At 73.9% G+C, this 13,529-nt stretch carries 11 protein-coding genes and 1 pseudogene; 6 read left to right on the top strand and 6 right to left on the bottom strand.

The window, feature by feature from the left end; translation table 11 throughout:
• Window positions 1-59: 59 nt before the first annotated feature.
• Window positions 60-1,349, bottom strand: a complete 1,290-nt coding sequence (locus DEJ51_RS02625) for an ATP-binding protein (protein ID WP_150255903.1) — start codon at window positions 1,347-1,349, stop codon at window positions 60-62.
• Between the two features lie 159 nt (window positions 1,350-1,508).
• Between DEJ51_RS02625 and DEJ51_RS02630 the strand changes: the two genes are divergently transcribed.
• The 3 genes from DEJ51_RS02630 (at window position 1,509) to DEJ51_RS02640 (ending at window position 5,448) form a co-directional block, all read left to right on the top strand.
• Window positions 1,509-2,984 carry a glycosyltransferase family 39 protein gene (locus tag DEJ51_RS02630; RefSeq protein WP_150255905.1) on the top strand — a complete coding sequence of 492 codons (1,476 nt, stop codon included), beginning with the start codon at window positions 1,509-1,511 and terminating at the stop codon, window positions 2,982-2,984.
• Window positions 2,985-3,124: 140 nt separating this feature from the next.
• Window positions 3,125-3,895, top strand: coding sequence for a trypsin-like serine peptidase (locus DEJ51_RS02635; protein WP_150255906.1), 771 nt, complete (start codon window positions 3,125-3,127; stop codon window positions 3,893-3,895).
• A gap of 326 nt (window positions 3,896-4,221) precedes the next feature.
• Window positions 4,222-5,448 carry a cytochrome P450 gene (locus DEJ51_RS02640; RefSeq protein ID WP_150255908.1) on the top strand — a complete coding sequence of 409 codons (1,227 nt, stop codon included), beginning with the start codon at window positions 4,222-4,224 and terminating at the stop codon, window positions 5,446-5,448.
• A gap of 92 nt (window positions 5,449-5,540) precedes the next feature.
• On the opposite strand, the gene DEJ51_RS02645 is transcribed toward DEJ51_RS02640, so the two are convergent.
• The 4 genes from DEJ51_RS02645 to DEJ51_RS02660 form a co-directional block, all read right to left on the bottom strand.
• Window positions 5,541-6,725: an acyltransferase family protein gene (locus DEJ51_RS02645; RefSeq protein ID WP_223835633.1), complete on the bottom strand. Its 1,185-nt coding sequence runs from the start codon at window positions 6,723-6,725 to the stop codon at window positions 5,541-5,543.
• Between the two features lie 126 nt (window positions 6,726-6,851).
• A complete protein-coding gene (locus tag DEJ51_RS02650; protein WP_150255915.1) occupies window positions 6,852-7,334 on the bottom strand; it encodes an NUDIX hydrolase in 483 nt (160 codons plus the stop codon).
• Window positions 7,335-7,371: 37 nt separating this feature from the next.
• A complete protein-coding gene (gene lnt / locus DEJ51_RS02655) occupies window positions 7,372-8,997 on the bottom strand; it encodes an apolipoprotein N-acyltransferase (protein ID WP_150255917.1) in 1,626 nt (541 codons plus the stop codon).
• Window positions 8,998-9,108: 111 nt separating this feature from the next.
• Window positions 9,109-9,624: a hypothetical protein gene (locus tag DEJ51_RS02660; protein ID WP_150255919.1), complete on the bottom strand. Its 516-nt coding sequence runs from the start codon at window positions 9,622-9,624 to the stop codon at window positions 9,109-9,111.
• 222 nt (window positions 9,625-9,846) lie between these two features.
• Here DEJ51_RS02660 and DEJ51_RS02665 point away from each other — a divergent pair.
• Both DEJ51_RS02665 and DEJ51_RS02670 read left to right on the top strand, forming a co-directional pair.
• A pseudogene (locus DEJ51_RS02665) lies at window positions 9,847-10,077 on the top strand (TetR/AcrR family transcriptional regulator); the annotation flags it as partial.
• Window positions 10,078-10,130: 53 nt separating this feature from the next.
• Window positions 10,131-11,057, top strand: a complete 927-nt coding sequence (locus tag DEJ51_RS02670) for an ADP-ribosylglycohydrolase family protein (RefSeq protein ID WP_150255920.1) — start codon at window positions 10,131-10,133, stop codon at window positions 11,055-11,057.
• Window positions 11,058-11,237: 180 nt separating this feature from the next.
• Here the strand turns inward: DEJ51_RS02670 and DEJ51_RS02675 are convergent, their stop codons facing one another.
• Complete coding sequence (locus tag DEJ51_RS02675) at window positions 11,238-12,029, bottom strand: glutamate racemase (RefSeq protein ID WP_190620155.1); 792 nt, start codon at window positions 12,027-12,029, stop codon at window positions 11,238-11,240.
• Window positions 12,030-12,260: 231 nt separating this feature from the next.
• Here DEJ51_RS02675 and DEJ51_RS02680 point away from each other — a divergent pair, with 231 nt between their 5' ends.
• On the top strand, window positions 12,261-13,439 hold the full coding sequence (locus DEJ51_RS02680) for a glycosyltransferase (RefSeq protein WP_150255922.1): 1,179 nt from the start codon (window positions 12,261-12,263) through the stop codon (window positions 13,437-13,439).
• Window positions 13,440-13,529 lie beyond the last annotated feature (90 nt).

The raw sequence follows: 13,529 nt of genomic DNA on the forward strand, positions 1-13,529 counted from the left end.
TTCCTCGTTCCGTCCCCCGCCGCAACCGGGGGACGGACGTCAGGGGGCTCCGGCCGGGGTCAGAACCGGGCGTGCGCGGTGATGTCCGCCTCGAACGCGCCCGTCATCGCCGGGGTCACCGTCGGCCGGCACTGCCGGACCGCCGCCAGGTGGTCCTCCGTGGTCGCACCCAGCTGCGCGGCCGCCGCGCCCCGCGCGCCGACCGCCTCCAGGTCCCGCTCGAAGGACGCCTGCGCCGCGATGCGCGCCGCGTGCTCGATGTCGGCCGGCGTGAACAGTTCGGTGGCCGCCACCAGGGCGTTCACGTCGACGTCCGGGCGGCGGGCCGTGTAGCGGGACCAGATGGCGGCGCGCGCGCCGGCGTCCGGGGTGCCGATCGGGATGAGGTAGTCGAAGCGCCCGGGCCGCAGGAAGGCCGGGTCGAGGGACCGGATGGAGTTGGTGGCGCACACGAGCAGCCGCTCGTCGCCCTCCCGGAAGCCCGGTATCAGCTTCAGCAGCTCGTTGGTCACCCCGTGGATCCCGCCGGGCTGCGCGGGCTCGGTGCGCACCGGTGCGATCTCCTCGACCTCGTCGATGAAGACCAGTACGCGCTCCAGTTCGGCGATCCGGGCGAACGCGTCGCGCAGCGCGGCGGCCAGGTTGCCCTCGTCGGCGAGGCGGGAGGGCAGCAGTTCCACGAAGGGCCAGCCGAGCCGGGAGGCGACGGCCCGGGCGAAGGTGGTCTTGCCGGTGCCGGGCGGGCCGAAGAGGGTGATGGCACGCGGCGGCCGCACTCCGTGCGAGGCGGCCCGCTCGGGCTCGGCGAGCGGCAGGACCACACGCCGTTCGATGAGGTCCTTCTCCTTCTCCATCCCGGCGACCTTGGCCCAGAGGTCGTTCGGGAGGAAGCGGCCACCGAGGTCGTCGAGGAGGCCCGCCGCGGGTCCGTGCAGCGGCTCGGTCTTCTCGAAGTAGGCGACGGCGGGCTGCCGGGTGTATCCGGCGTTCAGGAGGCCCTCGCCGAGCATGTCCTCCTCGGGCAGGACGTAGGCGATGCGGCCGACGCGCGCGGCGATGAGCCGTCGCTCCAGTTCCACGAGCAGGGCGCTGGCCAGGCCCCGGCCGCGCCAGCCGGCCGCGATCGCGATGCGCATGACCCAGGCCCGTTCGCCGGTGACGCAGGCGAGCGCGGCGCCGATGGGGACGCCCTGGTGGACGGCGACCACGCAGGGCTGGCGGTCGGTCAGCGCGCCGATGCACTCGGCGAGGGAGAAGACGGACTCCTGGCCGAGTTCGGCCGTGGTGTCGATCAGATGGACCACCGCTGCGAGATCGCTCTCGCGGTAGTCGTGGATGAGCCAGTTCACCGGGTACCGCCCCTCGTTCGTGCTCCTGCGGCGAGGCTAGGGGCGGGGGGCCGGACGATCACGCTCCGTGGTGCACAACACCCGGCCCGGAAACCGTCCGTGGCGTCCATAGACTGGTGCTTTCCGCCGACGCCCCGCACCGAGGATCCGCACTCCTTCATGCCTTCCGACATATCCGTCACGACCGAATCCCGAAGTCGGCGCGTTCTGGTGTGGCTGGTCCCCCTGCTGTGGTCTCTGGGGCTCGGTCTGTGGGGGCTCTCCCGCCAGGACAGCGTGTGGCGGGACGAGGCGGCGACCTGGCAGGTGGCCGGGCGGTCGGCGGGTGAGATATGGGCGATGCTCGGACACGTGGATGCCGTCCACGGGCTGTACTACCTGCTGATGCACTGCCTCTTCGAGGTCTTCGGGGCGAGTACGGCGACCTTGCGGCTGCCGTCGGTGCTGGCCGTGTCGGCCGCCGCCGCGTGTGTGGCGCTGATCGGGCGGCGCCTGGCCGGGTTCTGGGCGGGGCTCGGCGGCGGTCTGGCCCTCGGGCTGCTGCCGGCCGTCCAGTTCTACCTCCAGGAGGGCCGTCCGTACGCACTGGTCGCGGCGGGGGCCGGGCTGTCCACCCTGCTGCTGGTCTCGCTCCTGGAGCGCGGGCCCGGGCGGCGGGCCTGGCCGCGCTGGGCGGCGTACGGGATCACGGTGCTGGTGTGCGCCCTGCTGAACTGGCTGTCGCTGCTGGTCCTGCCCGCGCACGCGGCGACCCTGGGGTGGGTGCGGTCCGGGCGGCGGGTGTGGCTGCGCTGGGCGGCGTACGGCTCGGGTGCGGTCGCGGGGGCGCTGCCGCTGATCCTGTTCAGCCGCGGCCAGTCCGACCAGGTGTCCTGGATACCGCCGCTGACCTGGTCCATGCTGATCGGGCCGGGGATCCTCCTGGTGATCGGCGGGCTGGGTGCGTGGGCGGACCGGTCCGGACGGCCGGACCGCGGGGCGCTCTCGGTGGCGGCGGTCGGCCTGCCACTGCTGGCGGTGCCTCAGCTCGGGCTGATCGGGCTGTCCCTGGTGCAGCCGCTGTTCCAGGACCGGTACGTGCTGTTCAGCATGGTGGGGCTGGCGCTGCTGGTCGGCGCCGCCCTGGCCGCCGCCGTACGGGCCTGCGCGCCCCGCTTCCCGAGGGCGGCGGTCCTGCTGGTGCCGGGCCTGGCCGGGGTGTCGGTGCTCGCCCTGCTGCCGGTGGAACTGGACAAGCGGGCCCCGGCCAGCCGCATAGACGACGTGCTCGCGGTGGCCGGCGAGGTGGCCGGGCTGAAGCGGGACGGGGACGCGGTGCTGTTCGTCCCGGCCGCGCGACGGGACACGGCGCTGGTCTCGCCCGGCGCCTTCGGGGGCCTGGCCGATGTGGCGCTGGCGGCGTCCCCGGCGGCCTCGGCCACCTTGAAGGGCGAGGAGGCGGACCCCGCGCGGATCCGGGCGGCGCTGCTCGGGCAGCGGCGGGTGCTGCTGGTGACGGACGCGGAGGAGGTGGCGAAGCCGCCGTCGGCCGAGCGGGACAAGGCGAAGGAGGCGGTCCTGCGGGAGCACTTCGCGGTGGTGGCGGACCGGCAGGTGCGGGGGCGCCGGGTGACGGTCTACGAGCGGCGCGGATAGCCGCCGATCGGCTGCCGAGATCCGACAAAGCGGGGCCTGTCCGGGCATGCCCCGGCCTTCACATCTCCTTCACGAAATTCACAGGGGATTCATACGGAACACCGTCCTCCGGACATAGGTTCGGCGGGCAGGGTGGACGGATGATCCACTCCACGCTCCCCCGAACGGCCCGGCGCACCCGTGCGCGGCGGGCGTCCCGGATCCTGCTCGCACTGTCCGCGATGGCCGCGCTGATCGGCGTGGACCTGCCCGACGCGGCCGCCGGGCCGCCGCTCGGCGTGACCGCGTGGGCGCTGCCCGGCGCGACCGCCGACCGGGTGGGCGCGCTCTTCGCGGGCGGGCGGGACGGCGGGCACCACTGCACCGCCGCCGTGGTGCACAGCGAGGACGGCGATGTGATCGCGACCGCCGCGCACTGCCTGGAGAGCCCGTCCACGACGGTCTTCGCACCGGGCTACCGCGATGGCAAGGCCCCGTACGGATTCTGGAAGATCACCGGAGCCTACCTGACACCGGGCTGGACCGAGGGCCAGGACCCGGACGACGACATCGCCTTCGCGACGGTGGCTCCGGTGGACGGCGGGCGGACCGGATCCGTGGAGAAGGCCGTGGGCGGTTTCCCGGTCGCCGCCGAGCAGCCGGACGATCCCACGGTGACGGTCATCGGCTACCCGCGGACCCTGGAGGCCCCGGTCCGCTGCGCGAACACCACCGAGCTGCTCTCCGTGACCCAGCGCCGGATCGACTGCCCGGACCTGACCGGCGGCACCAGCGGGAGCCCGTGGCTGGTGAACGGGGCGCTGGCCGGGGTGCTCGGCGGCTACGAGGGCGGCGGGAACGTACCGGAGATCTCGTACAGCGCGGTGCTGGGCGACCGGGCGGTGGAGCTGTACCGGCAAGCACGGTCCTGAGGTCGTCGAACTCCCGGACCAAAGAGCCGAACAACCGTCCGGTGACCTTGTCCGGGGCGTCGCCGACGGACTCCCAGCAGTCCGTCGAACCTCATGGATCGCCTCGTGTCGCGGGCGGCGGGGACCTGTTCGGGCGCAGCTGCCGAAGCCCTGGCGACGGGGGTCGGTGTGGTGTTTCCTTGGAGGCGTTCAGCTGAACGGACACCACCGACCGGACCGCGATCCGCAGGCCTTCCCAGCGCGTCGGACCGGTGTCCGGCACACCGGGGCGAAGACGGAGCCGGCAGGGCCGGCGCGCCGGAGGCCGAGCTGATGGGGGGATCTCCATGACCGCCGCGCACAACGTCCCGGACATCCTGTCGCAGGAGTTCGCCGAGAACCCGTACCCGACGTACCGCGCCCTGCGCGAGAGCCCGGAGCTCGTGTGGCACGAGGCGACGCAGAGCTACCTCGTCGCGCGCTACGAGGACGTGGCGCGGGTGTTCAAGGACAAACAGTCGCAGTTCACCACGGACAACTACGCCTGGCAGGCGGAGCCCGTGCACGGGAAGACCCTGCTCCAGATGAGCGGCCGCGAGCACGCCACCCGGCGCGCCCTGGTGGCCCCCGCGTTCCGCGGCCACGAGCTCCGGGAGAAGGTCGTACCGCTCATCGAACGCAACGCCCGCGAGCTGATCGACGCCTTCCGCGGGACCGGGGCCGTCGACCTCGTCAGCGGCTTCGCCTCCCGCTTCCCCATCACGGTCATCGCCGACATGTTCGGGCTGGACCGGTCCGGCCACAAGCACATCGGCGGCTGGTACCGGGCCTTCGTGGCGTTCACCGGCAACCTGTCCGGCGACCCCGAGTGCGCCGCGGCCGGCAGCCGCGCCCAGGCCGAGTTCGCCGCGTACATGTTGCCGGTCATCCGGGAACGGCGGAGCCGCCTCGGCGACGACCTGCTCTCCGCTCTCTGCACCGCCGAGGTCGACGGCGTGAGCATGAGCGACGAGGACATCAAAGCCTTCTGCAGCCTGCTCCTGACCGCGGGCGCCGAGACCACGGACAAGGCCGTCGCCGCCCTCTTCGCGAACCTCCTGGCCGACCCACGACAGCTCGATGCCGTCCGTCAGGACCGCGGACTCATCGACCGGGCCTTCGCGGAGACCCTGCGCTACAGCCCACCGGTCCACATGATCATGCGTCAGGCCGGCACCGACGTTTCGATGAGCGCGGGCACCATCCCCGCCGGAGCCACCGTCACCTGCCTGATCGGAGCGGCCAATCGCGATCCGGAACGGTATGCCGACCCGGACCGGTTCGACATCCTCCGCGACGACCTGACGGCGACGACCGCCTTCTCGGCGGCCGCGGACCACCTGGCGTTCGCCCTCGGACGGCACTTCTGCGTGGGAGCGCTGCTGGCCAAGGCGGAGGTGGAGATCGCCACGAACCAGCTCCTCGACGCGATGCCGGACCTGCGCCCGGCCGACGGGTACGACCCGGCCGGGCAAGGGGTCTTCACCCGCGGACCGAAGTCCGTGCGCGTGGAGTTCACGCCGACCGTGGGCTGAGGCGATCTGGGGCGGTGCACTGCCTCCGCCCGGGTGATCCCGGCCCCGTCAGGGGCCGTCCGCACGGCTCGGCCGGCCGCTGCCCTCCGTCGTCATCGGGACCGGTGCCCGGCCGGGATGCGTTCCGCGTCGGGGGCGGAGGGCTGTGCGGGGAGCAGTTCGATCGACGGGCCGCGGGAGGTGTCCACCCGGATGTCGCGCACCCCGCGGCGCAGTACGTCGCGCAGCCGTCGGCCGAGCGGGCGTTCCACGAGCCGGTGGATCAGCCAGGCGAGCGCCAGCATCGTGGCGGTCACCCCGATGACCAGCGGTACGGGAGCCGCCTCGCCGCGGAAGTGATGGATGAGGGTGAGACCGGCCATCATGTGGATCAGGTAGAGCGGATAGGTGAGCGCTCCGGCGTGCGGGAGCCAGCGCCAGCGGACGCCGTCGAGGGCGCCGAGCGCGATGGCCGCCATCAGGGCGAAGCCGAGCGCGATGACCAGATGGGCGGGCCAGGCGGGCGTCCGTTCGGTGGCCGCCCGCCCCAGGCTGGAGATCATGCGGGCGTGCACGTAGTGCTGCGCGAGCAGGAACTGGACGCCTACGACGCCCCACAGGACGGCGTTCGGCCGGAAGCGGCGCATCAGGTAGAAGCCGATGCCTGCGATGAAGTAGGGGGACGAGGACGAGGACGCGAAGAAGGACAGCACGCCGCTGTCCGCGCCGGGGGCCACGACGCCGGCCAGCGTCCATACCGCGCAGAACAGGACGCAGTTGCGGTAGGTCACGCCGCGCATGACCACGATCGCGAAGAGGACGTAGAACTTGAGCTCGACGAAGAGCGTCCAGTAGGCGTCGTCGATGTTCGCGACCCCGACGCCGCCTTGGAGCATCGACAGGTTCACCATGACGTCGCTGAACCGCCCGAGCGCCCTGACCTCGGGCGAGAGGAACAGCACGAGGGAGGTGAAGGCCACGGCCGCCCAGTAGGCGGGGAAGAGCCGGGAGATCCGGGACACCGCGAAGTCGCCCACGCCGCGGCCCCAGGCGCTCATACAGATCACGAACCCGCTGACCAGGAAGAATATCTCGACGCCGAGCCAGCCGTAGACGGCGAGCCGGTGGGCGTGCGGGAAGACCTCAGCGGGCGCCTTCCCCCAGGCGCTCTCAAGGGCGAAGTAGTGGTAGAAGAGCACGCCGAGCGCGGCGAGGACCCTGATCCCGTCGAGGACCGCCAGGCGCCCACCGGGAGCCGCTCCGGCCGCTGCACGGCCCTGGCCACCCGTCTCGGACACACCGGTTGTACCGCGCGAGATCATCCCTCGACCGCCCCCTTTGTCTGTACGACTGTCCGATTACCGCTCTTGATCAGCGGAACCTTACAGCTCACGTACGCCCGGCTCACATCGCCGTCCGGGGAGTCAGTCGAGAGCGCCGGGAGCCTCGAACCAGGTCGGCTCGTCGCGCAGGGCCCGCTGGATCCGGTCCAGGCCGAAGGGATCCAGCGGAGGCAGGGCGTCCACCTCGAACCAGGCCACTTCGAGGGACTCGTGGTCGTTGGCCCGTGCCTCGCCGCCCGTCGCGCGGCAGCGGAAGGTGATGTCCTGGAACTGGCAGATGTCCCCGTTCGGGTAGGTCATCGGCTCCGTCATCTGGACCAGGACCACGCGCTCGACGACGCAGCGCACCGCCGTCTCCTCGTACACCTCGCGGACCGCGGTCTCGGCGGGCTGCTCGCCGGGCTCGGCGATTCCGCCGACGACCGCCCACTGCCCGGTGTCGGAGCGCCGGCCGAGCAGCACCCGGCCGAGGTCGTCGAAGACGATGGCCGTGACTCCGGGCAGCAGGAGCAGCTGGTGCCCGGCGGCGGCTCGGATCCGGCGGATGAAATCGGGTGTGGTCATGCCCCGACCCTACGAGGCCGGCGGACCGGATCCGGCCTCAGGCGGCGCGGCGCGAACGGATCCGGCGGTTCAGGATCCACCCGAGGCCGCCCGCAGCCAGCAGGAGCAGCGCGTACTCCGGAAGCGGGCCGACGACCGTGGCCGGGGTGCGGCCGGAACGCAGCGGGACCTCGGCGACCAGCGCGTCCGCGGTGAACATCTTCGTCTGCGAGACGACCTTCCCGTCGGGGCGGATGACGGCGCTGACCCCGCTGGTGACCGGGACGAGGACGGTCCGGCTGTGCTCGACGGCACGGATCCGGTCCATGGCGAGCTGCTGGTAGGTCATCTGGGTCCGGCCGAAGGTGGCGTTGTTGCTCGGGACGGCGATCACCTGGGCCCCGTCCTGGACGGTGGAGCGCACGGCGTCGTCGAAGGCGGCCTCGAAGCAGGTGACCATGCCGACGCCGGTGCCGGCCATGTCGAAGACGCCGGGGTCCTTGCCGGGTCCGAAGTCACGGCGTACCCGGTCCACGTCGGAGCTGAAGAGGCGGACGACGGAACGCATCGGGATGCGCTCGCCGAAGGGCTGGATCTTGCGCTTGTCGTAGGTCGCGGTGGGGCCCTTGACCGGGTCCCACAGGATCATCGTGTTGCGCAGCGGGCCGGTCTCGGGGGCCACCACCGCTCCGATGGCGACGGGCACGCCGATGGCCTTGACGGCCTGGTCGATGACGGCGTGGGCGTCGGGCTCGGCGTACGGGTCGAGGTCGGAGGAGTTCTCCGGCCAGACGACGAAGTCGGGCTTCGGGGCGCGGCCGGCCCTGACGTCCTCGGCGAGCTGGAGGGTGCGCTTGGCGTGGTTGTCGAGGACGGCCCGGCGCTGTGAGTTGAAGTCGAGGCCGAGGCGGGGCACGTTGCCCTGGATCACGGCGACGACGGCGGTGCCGTCCTCGGCCGTGTCGGAGACCAGCGGGCGGGCGGCGAGGCCCACGCCGATCGGGGCGACGACGGTGAGCGCGGTCAGCGCGGCGGTGGTGCGGCCGGGGTGGCGGCGGGCGGTGCGCAGGGCCTCGTAGAGGCCGAATCCGCAGAGGGCGACGCCGAAGGAGAGCAGCGGGGTGCCGCCGAGAGCGGCGAGCGGGGTGAAGACGCCGTCGGCCTGTCCGAAGGCGAGCTTGCCCCAGGGGAAGCCGCCGAAGGGGGCCCGGGCGCGCAGGGCCTCGCCCGCTACCCATACGGCGGCGGCGAACAGCGGCCAGGCCCGGAGCCGGCTGACCAGGGCGATGCCGAGGCCGGTGAGGCCGATGAAGACGGCTTCGAGGGTGCTCAGCGCCAGCCAGGGCACCGGGCCGACCTCCTCACCGGTCCAGACGAGGAGCGGCAGCAGGTAGCCGAGTCCGGCGAGGAGCCCCAGGCCGAAGCCGGCCCGCGCGCGGCGGCCGTGGAGGCAGCCGGCGAGCAGGGCGAGGGCGAAGGGGGCCAGCCACCAGAGCGGGCGGGGCGGGAAGCTCAGGTAGAGCAGCACGCCCGAGAGGGCGGCGAGCAGGGCGCGCAGCAGCCACAGCCCCTTCCGGTGCGCGTCGGACCGGGCGGCCGCAGGGGATGCGGCCGCCTTCGCCGGGGGCCCGTCGGCGGACTGCGAGGGCTCGTTCCCGGTCGTGCGGGTGACACTGCTGCTCATCTGGCGGAGTGTACGTCCCCGCGCCCGGCGGAACGGTAGGCACCCGGGCGCGCTCCGCAGGACACCTCTACCGGACCTACCAGGCGTACCGAACCCGGCGGGTCCACGGGTCTACCGGGCGAGGGCGCGCAGATGGGCGCGGATGACACGGACGGCGTTCTCGGCGTCGTCGACGGTGACGGTGAACCGCTTGCCGTCGACGAGGACGAGGGCCACGCCCTCGCCGCGCCGGACGATGATCGCGGTGCCCTTTTCGGGGCGCCAGCGGTGGCCCCAGCCTCCCCACTGCTGCGGGGTGATGCTGGGCACGAACTCGGCGGAGGTGACCTGCGTGAGCCGGATCCTGCGGCGGGGCACCCCCATGTGGCCGCAGCGCACCTCCAGGGCCTCGGCGTCGACGGTGACGGCGACGTGTACGAAGGCCAGGGTGCCGTAGAGGATGAGCAGCCCGACGGCGAGGCAGCCGATCACCGACATGAGCAGCGGGATGACGCCGGCGGTCCAGGCGTAGTCGACGGCGAGTTCCACCCCGAGCGCCAGACAGGCCGCACCGACAGCGGCGAGCAGCCACTGCACACGGTTGGAGGCGCGGCCCGCCCAGAGCGGACCCGGAGGGTGACCCGTCATGTGTAGCAGCGTACTCACGTTCCGCCCGCGCGCCACCGTCCCTCGCCCACTCGGTCCACGCGGCCCGGCACGGCGGCGAGCGCGTCATGCGGGGCCGGGGGGCCGCCGGTCACGAAGGCCGTCGTCGTTTCGCTCGTGGCCCGCCCCTGCGCCGAACGATCACGAACCACCACGACCGTGGTACTGCATCTGCGGTACCACGGTCGTGGTTAGGGTGGCACGGTGAACCGGGACCGGAGGGACCGGCTGCGGGACGCGGCCATCGCCGTACTGGCGCAGGAGGGCGGGCGCGGGCTGACCCGTCGGGCCGCCGACGCGGCCGCGGCCGTACCGACGGGTAGCGCCAAGAACTACTTCCCGACCCGCGACGCCCTGGTGCGGGGCGCGGCCGAACGGTGCGCGGAGCAGTACCGGGCCCTGGCGGAGAACCCGGCGGGGGCCGGCCTGGACGACCTGGACCGCTTCGCGCGCGAACTGCTGGCGGCCGTATGCGAGGAGGAGAGCCGATGACGACCCGACTGGACCGGGCCGTGGGCGCCGTCGTCGGCTCGGCCGCGGGCGACGCGCTGGGCGCGCCCTACGAGTTCGGGGCGGCGGGCGAACTGTCCGCACGCGGCGCGGAGATGGCCGGGGGCGGCGGCTGGGATCCCGGCGAGGCGACGGACGACACGCAGATGGCCGTCCTGGTCGCGGAGTCCCTGCTGGAGTGCGGTGGTCTCGAACTCCCCGACATCTTCGGCCGGTTCCAGCGCTGGGCGGCGGGTCAGCCGAAGGACATCGGGCTGCAGACCGAGGACGTGCTGACCAACGGCGAGCCCTGGGACCTCGCCGCCGCCCTGCACTTCCAGGTCAACGCGCGGGCCGCGGGCAACGGTTCCCTGATGCGGGCCGCCACCTCCGCGGTCTACTTCGCTCCCGCGGGGCAGGAGGGGACCATGGACGCCGCCCGGCGGATCGCGGCCCTGACGCACGGCGACCGGGCGGCCTGGGAGGGGACCGCGATCCTGCACGAGCTCGTGCGCGTCGCCCTGGAAGGGGCCGACCCGCTGGCCGCCCTCCCCGCGACGCTCGCCGAGGTGCATCCGGCCCACCGCGAGCGGTACGGTCGCGTGCTCGCCCCCGACTGGCATCCGGGGCTGGCCACCGAGTTCAACGGGGCGGTGTGGCCCTGCCTGGGCTCGGCCGTGTGGGCGCTGCGCACCACGAGCGGCTTCGCGCAGGCGGTCCGGGCGGCCGTGGACCTGGGCGGGGACACCGACACGGTGGCCGCGGTGACGGGGATCCTGGCGGGGGCCCGCTACGGCCAGGGGGCGGTCCCGGAGCGCTGGACGGCGGCCCTGCACGTGCCGCTGCCCGGTTTCGGGGACCGGGTCCTGGACGCGGGCGACCTGCGCGCGCTGGCTCAGCGGCTCGCGGCGGCCGGCTCCCGCTGAAGCTCCGGGCGCCGCCCCCGAAGGCCGCGCGCTGCCGCCGGTCGTGTGTGACAGGACGTTCGAGACGCACCGTTCCGTCTCACTGCGCGGCGGACCGTAGACCAGGCCCGGATCACACGCAAGACGATTCGTCTCGCCGGGGGCGCGAAGGGGGCGTGCGGCCGGGCCCCGGGGGCTGCGTCAGCCGACGGGTGCGCCCTGGCCCGCGAGCAGCCGGCCCTCGGCGTACGCGAGCGCGGCGGCTGGCAGGGTGCCCTCGCGCCCGCTGCGCAGCACGGTCAGCCCGCCCGTGCGCGGCAGGCCGGGCTCGGGCCGCAGGCCCACGCGGCGCAGCGCCTGGAACGCGACGGGCTCGGCGGAGCCGTGGTAGACCAGCTCCGCACCCCGGGTCCGCGCGGCGAGGGCGGCCCGGATGGGGCCCTCGACCAGTTCGTAGTGCGTGCAGCCGAGCACGACGTCGGTGACGTCGGCCGGAGTCAGCGCGGCGGCCGCGGCGATGGCGGCCGCCACGGCGGCGTCGTCGGCCGCCTCCACCGCGTCGGCGAGTCCGGGGCAGGGCACTTCGGTGACGCGGGCCCCGGTGGCGAAGTCACGGATCAGCCCGCGCTGGTAGGCGCTGCCGGTGGTGGCGGGGGTGGCCCAGATGGCCAGCCGGCCGCCGGCCGCCGCGGCGGGTTTGATCGCCGGCACGGTACCGATGACCGGGATGGCCGGTTCCAGTTCCGCCCGCACGGCGTCGAGGGCGTGCACGGTCGCGGTGTTGCAGGCGACGATCAGCGCGGCCGGCCGGTGCGCGGCGGCGGCCCGGGCGACGGCGAGCGCCCGCCCGGCGAGGTCGGCGGGGGTCCGGGGACCCCAGGGCATCCCGTCGGGGTCGGAGGAGACGACCAGATCCGCGTCCGGCCGCAGCCGTCGCACGGCGGCGGCCGCCGCGAGGAGGCCGATTCCGGAGTCCATGAGCGCGATCTTCACCCGGCCACCTTAGTCGACCCCCGCGCCGACACGGCTCTCCCGCCACCGCGGGCCGGGCCGGCCGCCCCGGCCCGGAAGACCTCCCCACCAGCCACCGCAGCCCCGGGAACCGCCGCACCCCCGCGGAAGGAACGCCGCGCCCCGCGCCGGGGGAACGCCGCGCCGGCAGGCCGCCGCACCCGGTGGGCCGGGGTGCGGGACAGGCCCGCCCGGGCCCGGCACACTGCCGCCATGGGCCTCCTCACCGCCGCCTGCGCGGCCTACGCCTCCCTCGCCGCCTGGCTCTGGCTCACCTTCGCCCAGGGCATGTTCTGGCGGACCGACGTCCGCCTCCCGCCGCGCACGGCCCCCGCCCGCTGGCCGTCCGTCGCGATCGTCGTCCCGGCCCGGGACGAGGCCGAGGTGCTGCCGCGGAGCCTGCCCTCGCTGATCGCGCAGGACTATCCCGGCGAGGCCGAGGTGATCCTCGTCGACGACGGCAGCACCGACGGCACGGGCGAGCTCGCGTGCCGGCTCGCGGCCGGGCAACCCGGGCTCCCGCTCACCGTCGCCTCCCCCGGCGACCCCGCACCCGGGTGGACCGGCAAGCTCTGGGCACTGCGGCACGGCATCGGGATCGCCCGCACCGCGCACGCGACCGAGCCCGACTTCCTCCTCCTCACCGACGCCGACATCGCGCACGAACCCGACAGTCTGCGCGAATTGGTCGCCGCCGCCACCTCCGCGGACCTCGACCTCGTCTCCCAGATGGCCCGCCTGCGGGTGGTCGGCCTGTGGGAGCGGCTCGTCGTACCGGCCTTCGTGTACTTCTTCGCCCAGCTCTACCCGTTCCGCCGGATCAACCGCCCCTCCGCCCGGACGGCCGCGGCCGCCGGCGGCTGCGTACTGCTGCGCACCACGGCCGCCGTGCGGGCCGGGGTCCCCGACTCCATCCGCCAGGCGGTCATCGACGACGTGTCCCTCGCCCGCGCGGTACAGCGCTCCGGCGGCCGGATCTGGCTGGGGCTCGCGGAGCGGGTGGACAGCGTGCGCCCGTACCCCGCGCTCGCGGACCTGTGGCGGATGGTCTCGCGCAGCGCCTACGCACAACTGCGCCACCAGCCCGTCCTGCTGGCCGGGACCGCCGCCGGACTGGCGCTCGTCTACCTCGTGCCGCCGGCCGCCCTGCTGACGGGCATCGCGGCCGACCGCCCGGACATCGCCTGGGCGGGCGGCCTGGCCTGGCTCCTGATGGCGGGCACCTACCTGCCGATGCTCCGGTACTACCGCCAGCCCGCCGCGCTCGCGCCGCTGCTTCCGTTCACCGCGCTGCTGTACCTCCTGATGACCGTCGACTCGGCCGTGCAGCACTACCGCGGCCGCGGGGCGTCCTGGAAGGGCCGGACCTATGCCCGCCCCAGTGACGCCTGAAACGGCGGACCGCCCCTCGGGGCGGAGTCTTCCGAGGTCACCGCATTGTGACGCTGCGTCAGCGCGAAGTCGGTGCAACACCCAACCGGT

This window comes from Streptomyces venezuelae (genome assembly GCF_008642275.1).
GTDB classification, from domain to species: Bacteria; Actinomycetota; Actinomycetes; order Streptomycetales; family Streptomycetaceae; genus Streptomyces; species Streptomyces venezuelae_E.

Bases quoted from the DNA above. Each gene is read 5' to 3' on its own strand.
- DEJ51_RS02630 (WP_150255905.1), top strand. From the start codon at position 1,509: ATGCCTTCCGACATATCCGTCACGACCGAATCCCGAAGTCGGCGCGTT.
- DEJ51_RS02635 (WP_150255906.1), top strand. From the start codon at position 3,125: ATGATCCACTCCACGCTCCCCCGAACGGCCCGGCGCACCCGTGCGCGG.
- DEJ51_RS02640 (WP_150255908.1), top strand. From the start codon at position 4,222: ATGACCGCCGCGCACAACGTCCCGGACATCCTGTCGCAGGAGTTCGCC.
- DEJ51_RS02650 (WP_150255915.1), bottom strand. From the start codon at position 7,334: ATGACCACACCCGATTTCATCCGCCGGATCCGAGCCGCCGCCGGGCAC.
- lnt (WP_150255917.1), bottom strand. From the start codon at position 8,997: ATGAGCAGCAGTGTCACCCGCACGACCGGGAACGAGCCCTCGCAGTCC.
- DEJ51_RS02660 (WP_150255919.1), bottom strand. From the start codon at position 9,624: ATGACGGGTCACCCTCCGGGTCCGCTCTGGGCGGGCCGCGCCTCCAAC.
- DEJ51_RS02670 (WP_150255920.1), top strand. From the start codon at position 10,131: ATGACGACCCGACTGGACCGGGCCGTGGGCGCCGTCGTCGGCTCGGCC.
- DEJ51_RS02680 (WP_150255922.1), top strand. From the start codon at position 12,261: ATGGGCCTCCTCACCGCCGCCTGCGCGGCCTACGCCTCCCTCGCCGCC.